Origin of the sequence: Microbacter margulisiae, from assembly GCF_014192515.1 — a bacterium.
GTDB lineage: Bacteria > Bacteroidota > Bacteroidia > Bacteroidales > Paludibacteraceae > Microbacter > Microbacter margulisiae.
Map to the genome: position 1 here is coordinate 558,001 of NZ_JACHYB010000002.1, position 19,425 is coordinate 577,425.

A 19,425-nucleotide genomic window follows, 5' to 3' on the forward strand; every position below is an offset into this window, starting at 1 on the left:
GGTCATAAAGGATTAAACATTCAAGGGTTTTGCCCCAATACCTGGTTGATTACTTAAGGTGATCTTACCATCAATTACCTTCATACCTGTAAAACAATCATTAGCCAACAACAAATTTCCATCCAGATCAGCATAATCCATTTTTGGAGCCAACTGGGCAGCAGCAGATATGGCACATGAGGTCTCCGTCATACACCCAATCATCAGCTTCATCCCAAAGGTTTCGGCCATACTGATCATTTTATTGGCTTCACGCATTCCGGTGCATTTCATCAACTTAATATTAATCCCATTAAAAACATCCTTCAAACGGGGAATATCCTCCAATCGTTGACACGATTCGTCAGCAATGGTAGGCAACGGACTTTGTTCCGTAAGCCATGCCATATCGTCCAAATCATGTTTTGGCATCGGCTGTTCCACAAACTCCACATTACGTTCGGATAACCATTCGATCATCTTCAAAGCATAATGCTTGTCTTTCCAGCCTTGATTGGCGTCAACACGAATTGGTTTATTCGTCACGGAACGAATAGTGTTAATCAGCATTTTATCCGTCACCTCATCGACTCCGAGTTTTACTTTCAGCACCTTATACGGAGCCGCTTCAAGTGTTTTTTGTTTTACTACCGCTTCAGTATCAATACCAATAGTGAAAGTAGTTACAGGAGCTTTTGCAGCCGTATAACCCCAAATGGCATGCCAGGGCTGCCCCATCAACTTTCCGACCAAATCATGCAATGCAATATCAACTGAGGCTTTAGCAGCGGTATTATTAATAGCAATATCGTCGACATAAGCCAAAATATCATCCAATTCAAAAGGATTACTAAACTGTTGCAGATTCACTTTCTGCAAAAAAGCCATGACAGAAGCCTGTGATTCACCCAAATACGGAGGCATAGCGGCTTCTCCGTAACCTGTAATTCCATCATAAGTCACCTGTGTAAGTACAATAGGAGTAGTTGTACGCGTGTATCCCGAGATGGTAAAGGGATGCTTTAAAATCGCATCAAAAGGACGAAAGGTGAGTTGCATTTTCCCATTTCCACCCATCCGGGTTGATTTTCCTTTTTGTGCAAACATAGCGGTTGGATTTATAAGTGATGCGGCTGTTAAAAGAGCCGATGATTTAATGAAAGATCTTCTGGTAATCATAACTATTTTTTTTAATGAATGTCTTTTTTAATATCCCCATTGCAATAGAACAAGGCATTGCCCGACAGATTGAAGGTTTGAAAGTTCGAGGGTTCGAGGTTATAACTTCATTAATTTCAAGGCATTTTGTTATTCAGTAATTCGGTCATTCAGTTATTAACATTGGGGACAGCACTTGCACATTATCTTCCGGCAACTATGGTAGTCTTTGTTTGCTTGACAGATTATCACTTCCCTTGTGTTGAAGGGAAGTGCCCGAAGAGGGATGGGTTAGATTTATCATAAAATATTCATTTCAAATATTTTGCTATTTCAACTGTCAATTGAATCTACTCTGCCAGATAAAAAGGATGCCTCGCTATGGAGACAATACCCGAATCCTTGTCGATTCGCGTCAACAACCGTCTGGCACACAGCAAGCGTTTTGTATTATACGCATCATATTTGGGCGATGATGGAGCTAAACTACTGATATGTACCATTCCCGATGAGTGAATAAACTCACCGTTTCCGATATAAAGTCCCACATGTGATACATGTCGTTTTCCATTCTTTTTTGAACCAAAAAAGAGTAAATCGCCGGGACGCAATTCAGAAAATCCTTTGGAAATATTTACGCTATCACCCGTCATAGCCTGTTGCCATGCATCACGCCGCAACACAACACCATTCAGGAAGAAACAGGTTTTGGTAAATCCACTGCAATCCATTCCTTTAATAGATGTACCACCCCACAAATATGGGAAACCGACAAAACATTTGGCGGTAGCAATAATATTACCTGCAGTTGGCTGGCGCGAAGCAATCCATTGATCAAATGGCACTGCATAGCTTTTTTGCAAAAAAGCTATCCGCCCGTCAGGCAGTAAAAGATGGAAATAATCACCCCGTTCTCCGGTCAATCGTATGACATCGCCCCAAACAACATCTGAAACGACAGGAGAATTTTCCGAAGGTTCGGAATGCAATACGGTAAAATAATGAGTCACAATCACTTTTCGGGAAGCATTCCACTCCTTATATTGATCCAATGACATAGGTTGTACACTTTCTGATGTCGCCCAGGCAACATAACCATCAGGCGTCATTAACTGTTTCCATCCGTGATCTGTTTTCAGGATATGAACCGGAGTTCCCATCAAAGCCTGCGTTCCCATTTCAGCAGCTACTGAAGGATTCTGACGCATATTAATGACCGACTGGGTAACAATGGCATACTCTACAGGTTGACCATGAGCAGCCATAATCCAGCTTAACAACAAACACAAGGCAAAAATGTTTTTCATACGGTAATCGTTTGGTTTTTGAATGTCATACGGAACTCACATGCTGATAACCCTGAACGGAAACAATTACATGTTGATCCCTTGTAAAAATATTAATTATGTCCTAATAAGGCATTTATTGGCACAAAATGATATCCTTTTTGCTGTAACGTCGTAATAAGTTGATCCAGTTTATCATAAAATTTATCTGTCCGGCGTTTATCCGTTCCCAAATGGGTGAGTAATAAAAAGCCATTTAATGAATATTTCCCTTCATAGGCAAGTATATTCTTCATAATCTGACTGGAGGAGCGATACGATTGCATGTCGGGAGTCGTATAATCGGCATTTGAAGTAGTGCCGGGAGTAAAATCAATCAGCTCCAGTCCTAACTCTTTAGCCCATATACTGATTTTTGTATTATAATATTCATATGCCGGTAGAAAATAATAGGGTGTATCTATTTTTAATCCGGCCTCTTGCATGGCATGGTAATTATTCATGATATCTTGTTCAAATACTTCAGGCGTTACCAGAGTTGAATCCCGTTTCGTCCAATCGGCATACAATAAATGTTTATCAGAATGGATTCCCATGTAATTGCCATCTTTTTGCAGTTGTCTTGCTAAAAGAGGATGAGCACGATAAAAATCACCGGTCAGGAAAAAAGCTCCATGAATATTATTCTTTTTCAATACTTTCTGTATCGTTGAATATCCGTCATAAAATTCATGCCCTGTAAAAACCAGCGTGATATTTTTTTGTGTCGTATCCCCACGGATAATTCCTCCCTCGAAAACACGATATTTCGAATCCGCATTTTGAGCAGCAGGATTTGCAAGGGAAGAGAGGTAATAACACAAAGAAGCAGTTCCATCCATTGTCGGTTCATTCGTCGAGTAATCCGCCCAATCGTCGTGATACACAACCCGGGATGATTGAAAAGCAGCATAAGGATCAGCATATGTCAGGTGCACTCCTCTAAGATTATGAAAAATAGGAGCATAAATAGGCCCGTCGACCAGACCCCCGTCAATATGATAATGATACACTGCCGACAAAGCTGAATGAGGATGTTTCGGATAATCTCCGTCAGCCGGTAACCCGATAACCATACATTTCCCCCATGGATTACAGCCAAACAACCAGTCACGCAATGCCATTTCCATCTCCTCAAAAGTAGTATCTCCCGTCAGTTGTCTGTAGAGATGGCATTGAGTAACGGCTGCCACAACCAGGTTATTAGAGCACCAGATGAACGGAATGCCGTTGATAAACGGGTCATCTCCTGCACGGTCCCTGATTCGTTCAAGCCCGCTACGCATATTGCGGATAAATTCCGCACTGGTCCGTTTATTCGACTGTTGTAATGCTAAAAAATAATGTCCTAAGTTGATAAAAGGATACCATTGGTAGTGATGAGCAGAGTCAGCTCCCATCCACGGAGTTACCGGTTCCATCCGGCCATAATCGACAGCGTTTTTCAAATACCCCGGTTGTTTATTCGTATCATAAAGCTGAACGGCAGCCAATTCCATATCATCTACCCAGTTATCTTCTTCGTAAAAATAAGGAGAGACACAAGGCGCTGTCTGACACACACCCGGATTTGCCGCCCCTTTTCGATAGGCATACACGGCTTTTTGTTTCAACAAAGCGGCGAATTGCGGATAATAAGGAGCCAATAGCTTAGCACCCAAAGAATATGCTGAAGAATACTTGCCAAGCGTCGAGGCTAATCCTCTCGACCGATTTTTATATTTATACAATCCTTCCGGTGTCCCTAAGCAACCATATACGGGACGCGCCCTTCCTTTTCCCCAGCCATAATCCACAGAATCTTCCGTTGGCAGCCGGAACGAAGCATGATCTCTGTCGTCGGCAACCTGATTATAATAGGTATCGCTATCTGGATTCATCCGTACCAGCCAGTCCAGTCCCCATTTAGCTTCATCCAGAATATCAGGGATGCCGTTGCTGTGAGGATTACCATTGGCGTCAAAATGATCGGCAAACGCTTTTGGATTCTGCTGATAAGCAAACAGCATTTCAAAAACTGCATTTGCCGAAGTAGTCACATATTTCAAATAATCCGAAGCATCATGCCAGCCGCCATACACAGGTATTGTCTCCCCGTTATGTTTTGGATTATAAATCACTACTCCATCATAGCGATGGCAGGAATCCTTCAAAAGAGGATTGTATCCACACTGTTGTTCCCGCATATAGCGTAGCAGAAAATCAGCGCTCCCATCATACACATCTTCTCCAATAAGAAAAGATGGAGAGACAACATTCCCAACTTTAATATAATATCTTCCTGCTTCCTTGACAGGAGAAAAATTTAGGCGTGCAGCAGCTATAAAAGGCTCTTTTGCTTTTTTGCAAGAGATATCCCGGCCAACATATACCGTCTTGCCTGTCATTTCATTCACAACCTGAAACTTATCAGGATGTACATTCTCTTTACTCAACCAAACGGCTACCTTGATATCTTGCGGCAAATATCCCATTTGATTCACTCTGATCCATTGCTGGGCGTTCAATATCAAGCCCCCAATACTCAATAATAATATAAGCCAATATCTATTTTTCATTATTACAGCATATTAACCGGAGACAGAGTGTGAAAAACCTCATTCTGTCACCGCATTGATCGATTGAATAGCAGGTTTACGCAAAAGCCACATGCCAATGAAGGTAAATAATCCATTGACAATTAACAACGTGAATCCAAAACCAAAATGGAAGAAAAGATTACTCAACGTATCCAGCAAGAAACAAAATGCAGGTGACAAAATGGCCACGAAAGGCATCCAGCGGTCACGCACCTGATAACGCGTCAAAATCCCAAAAAAGAAAAATCCCAATAACGGACCGTATGTGTATGAAGCCAATTGATAAACAAGATTAATCACAGCCTCATCATTCAAAACATAAAACACAAGAATAAGCAAAAAGAAAACAATAGAATAAATCGCATGGGTGCGATACCGTATCGTTATTTTACGTTTTTCCGTCAAATCGGTTCGTCTGTTAAATCCGACAAAATCAACACACCATGAAGTAGTTAACGAGGTTAAAGCTCCACCTGCACTGGGATATGATGACGATACCAGACCTATTAAAAAGATGACGCCGGCAACTACTCCTAAATAAGAGGTAGCTATTGCTGGGAATATCTGATCTACTGCCGAAATACCCATTGCCGCCATTCCACCATGTTGCTTCACATAAAGCGCCAGAACAGCGCCCAATGTCAAAAACAAAAGATTAACAATCACAATGGTAAAGCTTGTAGTCATCATGTTTTTCTGAGAGTCTTTTACTGTCTTACAACTCAGATTTTTCTGCATCATTTCCTGATCCAGTCCCGTCATCACGATGGTAACAAAAATGCCGCTAACAAACTGCTTAACAAAATAGGTACTGTGATCCCAATTAAAATCAAACCAGGAAGAGTAGTGGCTTGACGTCACGGCAGCAATCATACCATTCAGATTCCACCCCATTTGTTTTGCAATCACCACAACAGCAACAATCACAGCCAGAATCATAAAGGTAGTTTGCAGCATATCAGTCCAAACAATAGTTTTGACACCTCCCTTCAATGTATAGAGATATATCAGCACCATAAAAATCAGAGCAACCACCCAAAAAGGAATCGTTCCTGCAGGCAACAATCCATGCAGTACAAAAACAACCAGATAGATACGTACGGCAGCACCCAAAATCCTTGATAGCAAGAAAAACGAAGCGCCTGTTTTATAGGTAAAAAATCCAAACCGGGATTCCAGATAGGAATAGATAGAGACCAGATTCATGCGGTAATAAAGCGGCAATAATACAAAGGCTACGACAACATATCCCACTACAAATCCCAACACCATTGGCATATAAAAAAAGGATTGATTCATTACATTGCCGGGAACCGAGATCATCGTAACGCCCGATAAAGAAGTCCCCACCATACCATAAGCCACCACAAACCATGGAGATTTTCGGTTTCCCTGAAAATAAGAACTATTATCAGCCTTCCGGGATGTGTACCAGGAAATAATAAAAAATAGAATCGTATAAACGACAAAAACGGTCAGAAGTAAAGCCAACGACATAAAAAAAGGTTATTAAACAGATATTCGCAAAGGTACGGAATATCCTTTTTTAGGAAGATGAAATTCCTGCCTGGTTTTCACAAAAGAGCAGAAATAAACAGCGGAACAATTTCATATTGCTCTTCAGCAACATTATCCGTTGTTCCGCTGAATAATTGATCGATACTACAAGGTACTTACTACTTATAAACTACCAATATGTTCAGAGAATACTACCATCCCGGATTTTGAGGGAATGTATAGCCCAGATTTTGATATAAATTCAATTGTCCTGTCGGAATTGGATCTAAATAATTTTTCGGGGTTGTAATCACACGCTTGGCAGCAGTCGTCGTCGAATAAGGTAAAATATATCCTGAAGCATCTTGACCACCAGGAGAACCAGCAGTTCCTGCAGGAGCTTTAGCTCCTTTGAATATATCTGGTTTGACAGACGGATTTAGATAGGACAATTTGCCCCAACGACGTAAATCCCAATAGCGGAATCCATCCATCATTAATTCTACCCGACGTTCGCGACGTACTTCCCATAACAGTGGAGATACATCGGGATCTCTTTTAGGATCATCTGGAATATTCGACACTTCTAGGGAAGCGACTCCCGCACGTGCTCTTAATTTATTAATGGTATTATCAGCAACTGTTTGATCAAAATCACCTAATTCTACACAAGCCTCTGCTTCATTTAACAAAATCTCTGGTAACCAGAATATTGGCGCATCAGTTGGATTGTTTGGTGCCAAAAGCTCTGTTTTGGTCAAAGTAGAATTATCAAAACGAGAAATCCGATATCCTGTAGTTGATGTAAAACCACTGCTATTAGGCTTACTGATATAGCAGAGAGTACTATCTACACTTTCAATCAAACGTTTATCCCGATTCTTCAATGTAGTTTGTCCTATAGAAAGTGTTGTAGGATTAGGAACGTCACCTTTATAAAGCGGAGACAACCCAATTGGCATTCCATCTGTGCATAAGAAAGATTCAACAGCATCTTTTGTCAAGCCTGAAATGATAGTACTACTATTACAGTACCCTACCACTGAATGGGTAACAATGCCATCTATATACAAACGATATAATAATGTTTCCTTATTTCCCGTCAAATCAAGAGAACTATAAACTGTCCTATAATCTGAATTTAATGCATAGTTAGAACTACTCATCACAGCTTCAGAGGCAGTTTTACATTGATTTAAATATTCAGTAGCTCTCGTGTTATCCCCAAGTTGATATTTGCTATACGTACCTTCATATAAACAAATTCTTGATTTCAACGCGTTAGCTACATCTTGATTCACTGTATTTGCACCTGTATAAGTATCAGCAACGGATTTCGGATAAAGTAAGGCAACAGCTCTATTTAGGTCATTCAAAACACTATCCATGACAGTATTACGCGGAGTACGGGTACCCCATATCAAAGCTGTATCAGAAACCTGATCCAAATATTTGTTAATATAAGGCACATCTCCATAACGACGGACTAAATCAAAATATTCCATTGCTCTAAAGAAATAAGCAATCCCGCGGTAATGATTCTTAGCTGCGTCACTAATGGGAACAGAATTAATTCTGGTTAATAACAAATTAGCTAAACGAATATACGTATAAGGAGTACTCCACGTCGTTGAAGATGCAGGTGCAGCCGTTGGAAAAATATCAATAGCATTGTTTGCCTGATCATCGTTAAATGTAGTAAAATAAAAATCAGATTCACTTCCAGATCCTCCGTTTGAGCTAATACTCGAAGTTGCTCCAGTTCCAAAACCATCAAACAAAGAATAAAATCCCATACAGAAAGTCTTTACATTACTTTCACTTGTCCAATAGTTTGTATCGGTAAATTGCGTTAGGGGAGGTTTATCAAGCCATGAATTACATGCGGTAACTAAAAGCAATGTAACCAACGCAACAAATATTTTTTTAATTATATGCTTCATAATAATAGTAATAATTAGGGGTTAAAACGACATTTGTACGCCAAATGAATATGTTTTTGTGAAAGGTGTGGTAGCTCCATACCAGCTTCCTGTTGATGATGCATCCGTAGTTTCCGGATCAATAGGAATTTTGTTTTGAGCAAAAGTCAATAGATTCATTCCTTCAACATAAATACGGAACTTGTTTATACCTGCTTTTGCAAGCACAGTTTTTGGCAAGGTATATCCAATCGTTAGCGTTTTTAATCTCAAATAAGCCAGGTTAAGCAAATATTTTGTTTGCGGATAAAAGTTATTGCCTGATGTTGAAGAAGTATTACCTGACCAAAATGCTTCACCTGATAGATTAGATGAACTATTCCCTTGATAAGGATTTGGATAAGTTGCATTTACATTAGAAGATGTCCAGTAATCCATTTGGTGTTGCAAAAAGATACTACTGCCGGTATAGCCCGGAATAGCAATACTACCGGTTGCCCAATAATCACGTTTACCTACACCTTGAAAATATGCATCAAGATCAAAACCTTTCCAACTGCCACCCAAACGGAAGCTATATTGATATTGAGGAGTACAATTACCAATCTTCTTCAAATCTCCGTGATCAGCCAACGTCAAAGAGCCACCATCGATTTTACCATCTTTATTCAAATCAGCATATTTAACATCACCAGGTCCAAAAACAAAACTACCTGATTGCAATTTGACCTGACTTGGAGAATTTGCCACATCTGCAGCATCTTTGAAATATCCCACAGTTTGAAAACCCCAAATATCCCCATAAGTCATACCGGAATAATAGGTTGTTAAGGAATTAGATGGGTTCCCACCCCATTTAGTAATCTTAGTAATGTAGTTATTCAAAGAAACATTGGCATACAATTGTATCCCATTGTGAAGTTGATAATGATAGTCTAAAGCAACTTCCCAACCGTTTGTTCTCAAATTTCCCACATTAGTTTTTGACGCACTTGTCCCAAATACTTGAGGTAAGGTTGTAGATGAAGAAATCATTCCTACATTGTCACGTTGAAACCAATCAAAAGTTAAGCCTAAGTTATTATCCAGAAAGCGAGCATCAGTTCCAAAATCCAATGTATTAATACGTTCCCATGTTAAAGTAGAAGCGACTGTTTGAGGCATGCCTGTATATGTTGCTTTTGCACTTCCTACGATCCAAGAATTTTGTGCGGTAGTCATTACCGGCAAGAACAAATTGGTGGTACCAACATTTTGATTACCTATCGTACCATAAGACCCACGTATCTTCCAATCAGTAACTACTTTTTTAATACCTTTTGCAAAAGGTTCTTCTGTTACTCTCCATCCAAGTGAACCTGAAGGGAAGAATGCCCAACGACCACTTACAGGGAAGTTTGACGAACCATCGTATCGTCCATCTAATTCTACCAAATACTTATTATTAAAATCATAGTTTATACGTCCAAAATAACCGGCTACCGACCACCATGTATGTGCTGGTCCGTAGGTTGAACTTGTAGAAGTGATTACCGGAGGTGTTGAATTAGTTACCAACGCTATTTCACCCATAGAATTATTCATCAATCCATAGCCTTTACTAAATTGCTGCAAGAAGGTTCCCTTTTCTGCATTTAACCCAACCATGGCCTTAATAGAGTGCAACCCAAATCTCTTATCATAAGTCAAATAGCTATTAGAAGTTAACTGAGTTGTAAACGAACTGGTATAATCTGTTTCATTATATGAAGCACTTGGCAATGTGCTGTTCAATGCCAATCCTCCTGACCAGAAATCCCATAATGAAATTTGTCCTCCAATCTCATGTCTGTTGGCATTAATATTCATATAGCTAAACTCTGAACGAAACTTAAGGTTAGGCGTCAATTTGATAGTAGCAGCAATGTTAATATTCTGTGTATTTTGACGATAAGTACAATTATTAGCATTTGCCAAATAACCGTTCACATTCCGAAAGTAATAGCTTTGCCCGCTATTAGGATCGGTATATTGTCCGTATGGGAAATATGCTCCCCAACGCCACATATAATAAAAATAATCCTGATAAGAATATGGATAATCGTAATTATATTGACGATTAGTGGTCTTAACATCCAAATTTAACCAATTATTGACATCTGCATTAATTCCGGCCATTAAATTGTATTGACTCAATTTATCCGGGTGAATTTTTAAAATGCCTTCCTGATAACTATATGTTCCTGATACGAAGTATGACAACTTATCAGTTCCTCCTGAAAATTGCAAATTATGATTTTCTTGCGGCATAGTTTGATACATGATCTTAGTAGGATCCCAAATACGATAAAAATAGGCAGTCCCATTCACAATATCAAAATCTTGACCTTTAACCATCTGATTACTTGTCCTGTTTTTTGAATAGTTTGCTTCCCATTTTTGAATGCCTGCAATTAATTGAGGGGCCTGCATGCCAAACATATCAAAACCACTGCCTTGACGTGCAAATGCATTTACTTCCATATTAATTTCTGCTACTGGATCATTAGGGAATTGTGGCAATTGGGTCGGAGTTCCCCACGAGAAATTATCAGAATAATCAATTTTAAATTTCGAATTTTTTTGACCTGATTTGGTTGTAATCAGAATAACTCCATCAGCTGCCCGCGCCCCAAATATTGAAGTTGAAGCTGCGTCCTTCAAAACACTGATACTAGCAATATCGTCAGGATTTACCATGGTAATATCAGGTACAACAACGCCATCAACTAAAATCAACGGAGTATTTCCACCGTTGATAGAAACCAATCCACGAATATTTATGGAAGGGGTTTCGGTTATTGACCCACCACCATAAGTAATAGTAAGACCGGGAACATTTCCCTGCAAGCCTTTTGCTACATCTGTGAAAGGTTTTGCGCTCAAAGATTTTGACACATCTACAGTTGATACTGCTCCCGTCAAATTCTCCTTACGCTGGGTACCATAACCTACAACCACAACATCCTGCATTTGCACATTCGATTCTGCTAAAATTACATTAATCACAGAACGATTACCTACGATTTCTTCTTTTGACGTATAACCCATAAATGAAAATTGCAACTTATCCTTCGATGTTGCCGAGAGTGAATAAAGCCCATTGACATCAGTTATTGTGCCGGTAGAAGTACCGACAATTTTTACCGATGCACCAATAATAGGTTGATTATTGGTATCAACCACCTTTCCTTTAATAATTCTTGTTTGTGCATACCCGTTTGTTATCACAAAAAATGATAACAAGACAGCAATACCCAAACGAATCCATTGTTGTTGAAAAGTTCTCATCATAACCTTGGGGATTAAAAAATAAAGAAATGATTTAATTACGCCTTTTTCATGGAATAGAAGATTTGAGGCGGACAAAACTTCCAGCTTTCTATTAAATTTTAAGATCATTCAACTTCTCACTCAATTTCTAACATCAAAAAGAGCGAAAGAATAAATTTGAATAAATAACGCATCTTCAATCGGAAATATCTTTGAATCTTCTTCAAACACAACGCATATTTCTATTAAAACTTTCTTAGTTACTACAAACATTACCTGTAATATAAAAAATAAATACAAGAAGAAGAGTGAATAACAGTAATATGCAAAATCATATAATCAATTAGTTTCAAGATAAAAACAAGGAGCATAGAACTCATTCCTATATCTTATCCGCAACAAAATTAGTTCAATTTTTTCAAGAAGCAAATGCAAAAGTAATATTTATGTTTTTTGCTTTTACTTTATTCTTATTTTGATTATTGAAACTATTATTGATACTAAAATCAATTCAAAATAGGGAATATATTAAAAAAGAACAAAGGGATCACTTGCTACTTCTCTAAATTCACTATACCTATTGGTGCAATCGCCTAATTAATGCATCGGGAGCAAAAAGTTCAGAAAACAAAAACCTCTATATATTAAGAAGTTAACACACTTTTAAAAAAGGAGTACAATACTACTTACTATGACACTATATCTAATAATGAAGATTATATTTTGTGGCAGAGAAACAAATAACTATATACAGAAAAACGATTCCGTAGGATAATTGATATTGCATTATTTCATACGATTTATTTCATTTTCAACAGCTTCCATTAGCGAACTATTATCATTGGTATCCATGCTAATCTCCCAAAACATAACACCACCCAGCCCCTGGGAAAACGAATATTGTATTTTACGTTGGACGGTAGTCATTCCATTGTAATAAATCCAAAAAGGAGCAGAATGTGTAGTAGTAATCACTAGCGCAGAGTCAGACATACAATCTCCTCCCTGATCTATAATATCAGCGTATGACAATGTATTCCCAGTCATTGAAATTCCTGAAGGGCGTCCATAGAAAGGAATTCCAGCAACAAATTTTGTTCGTGCCAAATTACGCACGGTTATCCAATAATTAAAACTGGCCAACAACATAGAATATGGACTATGTTGCACATAAGATTGCGTAGTACTATAATCATCATAAATCATAACATTAAACCAATCTACATCATCAAACACATCAGGTAAAATTCCATTTGAAACTGCCCCGACATATAAACCGCTTGTAATAGCCATAGTCAAAAGATATGGGTTACCTTTATGGCAAAAATCGCTCAATTGCTTCATCAAGAGTGCATTATAATAACCGGAACCGTCAGAAACAGAAGGATATTCCCAGTCATTATCAATGCCATCCAAATTGTATTTACTGATATCTTCTTTTAATGCGTTTACAAACAGATCACGGGTTGATTTTTGCGAAGCCATTAACACAAAATATTGCTGGCTCCCATTAAAGCTCAAAAGAACTTTGACTCCCAGAGCATGACATCGACTAACCAATGTTTGCAACTTATCCGGTTGATCAATTTCCGGCAATAATGACGAATTAATGGTTGCAAAAGCGTATATCACAACATCAAGCTGTCTTAGTTTCGAATCGGGTATTGCATCAATATTTCGATATGATGGAATATATCCTACCACTTGAAATTTCGAATTGACAGGAGCTTTATAAAATGTCACAGTAGAACTTTCATCAATTTGGTCAGGAGTATCATCTCTTTTACTACAAGACGAAAATATCACAATAAATAGAAGAAACAATATAAAAAGCTTATTCTTCATAGCACCATAAGATTAACAAGCCGGGTTAGAAACATAAAATAAGACAAAGCAGGACTACGCATGATAAAATTATTCGATTTAATGCATAGTCCTGCTCAATAAATGCTGCTCAAAGTATAATAAACTACCTATTAGCCCAACCTGGATTTTGTGTTAAATTATTAGTATAACCGGCATTCTGGTAAAGTGTAAATTGATCCTTCCCAATTGGAGACAAGTAAACTTCCAATCCTGACATGGTTCCACTACCATACCCGTTTGAATTAAATGACCTTGAAGTAATCACTGTAGGAGATGTTGAATATATAATATAACCCGAGGCTGGACCTCCACCTGCGCCTGGGGTTCCATTGCTATCAAGCCATGGCGTAGCAACCGTGTTATCTACGTTATTATTAGCAGCCAGCAAAGGCTTCAATTTATACATCAGAGAAGAAGCGTTTCCTGTTTTTGGATCCAATCCGATACTCATGTCAATCCATGCTCCTCTATTGACTGTCAGCTGAGGCTGACGAGTATAATCCATATAATGCAATTTTCCCCAGCGTTTTAAGTCATCAAAGCGAAAACCTTCTAACGCCAATTCAATACGACGTTCCCGTCTAATTTCCCATATCATAGGAGGAACTTCGTAGCTTGTCCCATCAGGATTAATATCTCTATCCGGATCATTAATCAATATCCCGTTGACAGCAGGATACCCACCTATAGATTGTAGATGAGGCATATTTATCCCTGACCGATCGCGTATTTTATTAATTGAAATATCTAAATCAGATTGTGAAATCGGCACAGGAACATTACCGGAAATATTTGTATTTGCAATTTCAGCACAGGCTTCTGCATAGTTCAACAAAACCTCATCATAACAAATAATAGGAGCGCTAGTTATATTTGTGTTCAACACTGCCGTATAATAATCATTATCATTTAAAAACTTCCGAATAGCCATACCAGTAAGAGCATAATCAGCATCTCCATTTGCTCCTGGAAAAGCTGCCGCTTGTAACCTTAATGAATCAGGACAAATCGTTGAACCTATTCGCGGATCTAGCAATGACGTGCCAGTTTTGAATTTTCTATAACTAAAAGAAGAAGAAGCCGGATCCAGATTTATCGTTTGTGATTGCTTTTGAGGCAATCCATCTTTACAGAGGAAAGCATCCAGTAAATTTTTAGATATCCCTACTTGAGCATTTTGATAGGCTACATAAGATTCTACCGAATGAGAAACTATTCCACTTGCATACGAACGATACATAATCACTTCCGAGTTACCTGCCAGATTGGTTGAAACAAATAGTGACCGCAAAGGATCTCCACCTCCGGATACTACTGTATTATTGATACTGTAGCGTCCGCTATTCATGACATCTAACGCATATTCCTTAGCTTTTTGATAGTATCGTAAAGCTTTGCTTTTATCATATCCAAAAACAGATGGATAATATCTAAATACTGATGCTTCATATAACATAATTCTTGAAGCAAAGGCAGCTACAACATCTTTGGTAATTGTAGTACCTTGAGGATAGCCAAGGGTCACCTCGCTAATACGAGTATGGGCAATCGCATAATCAAAATCGGCTATCATACTATCAACAACTAATGAACGAGGATCGCGGGGTTTATAAAGTAGAGCCGTTTGGCTCTGATCCACTACAGTATTATAGTAAGGACAATCCCCATACGATTTAATAATGAGAGCGTATGCTAAAGCTCTGAAAAATCTACCCACTCCTAACCAGTGGTTACGTGTAGAATCATCAATGTTAGTAGTTTGGTTAACATTAGCGATAAAAATATTAGCTTTACGAACCCATGTATAATTCCAGCCTCCGGTATTAGGAACAGTTGTCGCAAATATATTACTTCCCCCTGCATAGTCGTCACTGGTATTGGTACCACCCAAAGCCTCATAATATGGGCCATACGTATAATCCTGCCCATAACCAAAAAAATAGTTACCAAAAACTCCTGTTGATGTATTCCCCGAAAGGAATCCCCAGGAAAAAGCCCTGACGCTAGCTTCCGATGTCCAATATTGAGAATTGGATACACTGGTTATAGGCCCTTTATCCAAGTAATTAGTACAACTAACTACAAAACATGCCACAATGGCAAAATATATCATTTTCATTTTGAAGTATTTTAAGTATTAAACAAAGAGCATTTCAATTAAAATTTTACTTGAAGCCCAGCAGAATAAGCCTTTACAAAAGGATAGCTACGTCCATAAGCAATTGCATCACCCACACTACCGGTCTCAGGATCAATCGGGGCTGTAACATGATCAAAAGTCAACAAATTATCGATGCTAATGTATATTCTAAGATTTTGAATAAATGCTTTAGAAATCATCGATTTTGGGAAAGAATAGCCAACCGCAAGATTTTTCAAACGTAGATATGCAAGATTTTGCATATATTTATCACTCACTTGAAAATTCCCGGTTGAAGACGAACCACTGTTGGATGGACGGGGATAAACAGGATCTTTTACTTGTGATACAAAATAATCAGATTTTGATGGATCAGTAACATTAGGTGTATACCAATAATTTGTTTGTGTCGTTAACAAGCTTGGACTATTACCGGTATCAAACCCGGGAAGAGTAGCTGATGATGCTATCCAATTTTTACAGCTGCCAACACCTTGAAAAAACATATTAAGATCGAACCCTTTCCAAGATGCTCCAATCGTAAAATTATACTGATCGCGAGGAGTATTATATCCTAGCAATGACATATCTCCATGATTAGCAACAGTACCATCCCCAGCATCAATTACACCATCCCCATTCAAATCCTTATATTTAACATCCCCAGGGCCGAAAGTTCCTAACTTCGACTGAGTCGCAATGCCTGGTTTAAGTTGATATTGTCCGCTTGATACCGCGATAGCATTATTGGCATCCCGTTGAAAATCATCAACATTAAAAAGTCTGTCAAACTTATATCCATATACAGCTCCGATACGTTGGCCAACCCGATAGCCCGTATAGGAAGTTGAGTAAACCCATTTGGTTATAGTCTCAATATAATCAGATAAACCAGCAGATAGATTAATTGTCAGGCCATTATTAAAAATATGTCGATAATTTAATTGAAGTTCCCAACCTTTTGTCGTCAATGCTCCAAAATTCTGATAGGCAGCAGTTGTCCCAAAAGTCAATGGCACAGGGGATCCCGCTGTTATCATACCTGAAGTGACACGTTGATACCAATCATATGTTATATTCAAATCATTGATTAATTGTAAGTCAGCGCCAAAATCTGCCGTAGTCACTTTCTCCCAAGTTAACGAAGTGGATACAGTGGTAGGTGTACCAAAAAAGGTTTGATTTGCGCCATTTACATACCATAATGAACCTCCAACATTTACGTTAGTCCCATAATATGGAGTTAAGGTAGATATAAATGAATTTGCAGCAACATCTTGATTTCCAAGCATTCCATAAGAGGCGCGAAGTTTTCCCGAAGTTAATATCTTCGTAATCCCACGCATAAAAGGTTCTTGGGTAAAACGCCAGCCTAAAGATCCTGACGGGAAAACAGCCCAACGATTTGCAGCAGGAAATAAAGAAGAGCCATCATATCTCATATCATATTCCAATAGATATTTATCATCATATGAATAATTGATTCTACCAAAAGCACCTGCAGTTGCCCACTGCGTTGGCGAACTAGTCAGATAGCCAGCACCAATAACACCGACGGTTTGAGTGCCGGAGGCCAATCCAATATTAGCTTGAGAGTTTATTAATAGATTAGCTTTCTTTGATATGTAACCATTCCTTATAAAATCTTCAGTATTGACACCAGCCGTAACTTTTAAATCATGTTTATCAATTTTCTTTTTGTAGGTAAAATATCCATTGAACGCTCTTGTTCTCTCATACATGAAATCTTCTTCTATATAATTGGTATTGGTACTAACAATTCCATAATTAAACCCACTTGGAGTAGATGAATTGGGAGTGCCCCATGTGTTCAACGCATAAAAATCACCTCCTCGGACAGTAGCTCTTGTATCTTGATTGGAAAAAGTATAGTCAGCATCAAAAGTTAATCCCTCTAATATCTTTGCAGTGGCAGCTATTGTCACACGAGATAGTATAGCATCCGTAGTGTTATCATTTGCTTGTCGAACCGCATTGACTGCATCTTTTACGGGTTGCCCATTCATATAACCGTAAGGAGAGAAACTTGACCATCTATACATATAATAAAAAGCATTGTACCTCGAGGCAGTATTAAGAAGATTAAATGGCGTTGTATAATCAGAATTTGAAAGCATTGAATTTAATCTAAGTTCCAGCCACTTATTGACAACCCCATTAATATTAGCCGTCAAATTATATCTTTTATAACTATCAGGATTGACCTTTAACAAACCAGATTGATTCAAATAAGCTCCACTTAAATTATAAGAAATTTTTTCACCTCCTCCTGAAACAGAAATATTATGTTGACTCATGGGGGTATATCTCTTCAAGTATAAATGAGTAGGATCATAAGTTCTATAACCGTAAAACTTTCCTCCAATGATATCATAATCTCTACCTCTAACAATATCCTCTCCCAGATTCTTATTACCATATTGCTTCAACCAGTCTTTCATAGTCTGAATAGTAGAAGCATTTGCATATACAAACCCACCATTTGCGTCAGCAGGATTAGTTGGATTTGCTCTTTGATTAACAGCTAATAAAAAGGCTGCATTTGTAGGAGCATCTGCAATATTCATAGTTATGGTTGGAGTATTCTCTGAAAAATTAACAGAATAATCTACAACAGCCCGTTGGTTAAACTTTCCTTGCTTTGTTGTGATTAAAATAACCCCCCATGTGGCCCGTGCCCCATAAATTGCACTTGAAGACGCATCCTTTAAGACAGATATGCTTGCAATATCATTAGGATTGATCATCATGAGATTTGGTACCTCAACCCCATCAACAAGAATAAGTGGAGACGCCGCCCCGTTTGATGAAGCTCCATTCCCTAACGATCCCACACTACCTCTTAATTTAATAGACGGATTAACACCAAGATCTCCCGTCGGCGCCGTAATTGTTAGCCCTGGAGCCACACCTTCCAAGCCACGAGAAACATCTGTAATAGGACGGGCATCTAAAATCTTAGTATCTACAGTGGCCACAGCCCCTGTCAAGTTTGCTTTTCGTTGGGTACCGTAGCCCACTACTACGATATCTTGCATTTGCACGTTAGATTCTTCTAAAATCACATTAATCACAGAACGATTGCCTACAACTTCTTCTTTTGAAGTATAACCCATAAATGAAAATTGCAACTTATCCTTCGATGTTGCCGAGAGTGAATAAAGCCCGTTGACATCGGTTATAGTGCCGGTAGAAGTACCGACAATTTTTACCGATGCACCAATAATAGGCTGATTTTTTACATCAACCACTTTCCCTTTAACGGTTCTTGTTTGTGCATACCCGTTTGCTATCACAAAAAATGATAACAAAACAGCAATACCCACACGAATCCATTGTTGTTGAAGAATTCTCATCATAATTGCTAGGATTTAAGGATATAGAAATGATTAATTGCACCTTTTACACGCAATAGGAAATCTGAGGCGCACAAATCCCCTAATTTATAAATTCTTTGATACCTCAAGATCAGATAAAAGATAATTTTGAATAAATAAACAGACACTATACAGCAATTTTCTTCAAATTCACGCCATTATTTACCCATATATAATAAGAAACTATATTATTGTATCGTAATATTACCTTTAATACAAAAATATATTACAATGATATTTCGTAGAAGCCAATAAGCACATGATATATAA

Annotated in this window: 9 protein-coding genes; all 9 read right to left on the reverse strand. The window is 38.3% G+C overall.

Annotated elements, in window-relative coordinates:
- Positions 1-12: 12 nt before the first annotated feature.
- Entirely contained in the window at positions 13-1,158 is a 1,146-nt protein-coding gene (locus tag FHX64_RS11420; protein WP_183413974.1) for a dipeptide epimerase, read from the reverse strand.
- A 329-nt stretch (positions 1,159-1,487) separates the two neighbouring features.
- Positions 1,488-2,444 carry a C40 family peptidase gene (locus tag FHX64_RS11425; RefSeq protein WP_183413975.1) on the reverse strand — a complete coding sequence of 319 codons (957 nt, stop codon included), beginning with the start codon at positions 2,442-2,444 and terminating at the stop codon, positions 1,488-1,490.
- 92 nt (positions 2,445-2,536) lie between these two features.
- The gene (locus tag FHX64_RS11430) at positions 2,537-5,020 is read right to left on the reverse strand and encodes a bifunctional glycoside hydrolase family 9 protein/polysaccharide deacetylase (RefSeq protein ID WP_183413976.1); all 2,484 of its coding nucleotides are present in this window, start codon (positions 5,018-5,020) and stop codon (positions 2,537-2,539) included.
- Positions 5,021-5,059: 39 nt separating this feature from the next.
- Entirely contained in the window at positions 5,060-6,538 is a 1,479-nt protein-coding gene (locus tag FHX64_RS11435) for a sodium:solute symporter (protein ID WP_183413977.1), read from the reverse strand.
- Between the two features lie 212 nt (positions 6,539-6,750).
- Positions 6,751-8,481 (reverse strand): RagB/SusD family nutrient uptake outer membrane protein, encoded by a 1,731-nt coding sequence (locus FHX64_RS11440; RefSeq protein ID WP_183413978.1) that lies wholly within the window; start codon positions 8,479-8,481, stop codon positions 6,751-6,753.
- A gap of 21 nt (positions 8,482-8,502) precedes the next feature.
- Positions 8,503-11,772, reverse strand: a complete 3,270-nt coding sequence (locus FHX64_RS11445) for a SusC/RagA family TonB-linked outer membrane protein (RefSeq protein WP_183413980.1) — start codon at positions 11,770-11,772, stop codon at positions 8,503-8,505.
- Between the two features lie 765 nt (positions 11,773-12,537).
- Positions 12,538-13,596 (reverse strand): glycoside hydrolase family 18 protein, encoded by a 1,059-nt coding sequence (locus tag FHX64_RS11450; protein WP_183413981.1) that lies wholly within the window; start codon positions 13,594-13,596, stop codon positions 12,538-12,540.
- 124 nt (positions 13,597-13,720) lie between these two features.
- A complete protein-coding gene (locus FHX64_RS11455; RefSeq protein WP_183413983.1) occupies positions 13,721-15,736 on the reverse strand; it encodes a RagB/SusD family nutrient uptake outer membrane protein in 2,016 nt (671 codons plus the stop codon).
- Positions 15,737-15,774: 38 nt separating this feature from the next.
- Positions 15,775-19,137 carry a SusC/RagA family TonB-linked outer membrane protein gene (locus FHX64_RS11460; protein ID WP_183413984.1) on the reverse strand — a complete coding sequence of 1,121 codons (3,363 nt, stop codon included), beginning with the start codon at positions 19,135-19,137 and terminating at the stop codon, positions 15,775-15,777.
- Between the last annotated feature and the right edge of the window lie 288 nt (positions 19,138-19,425).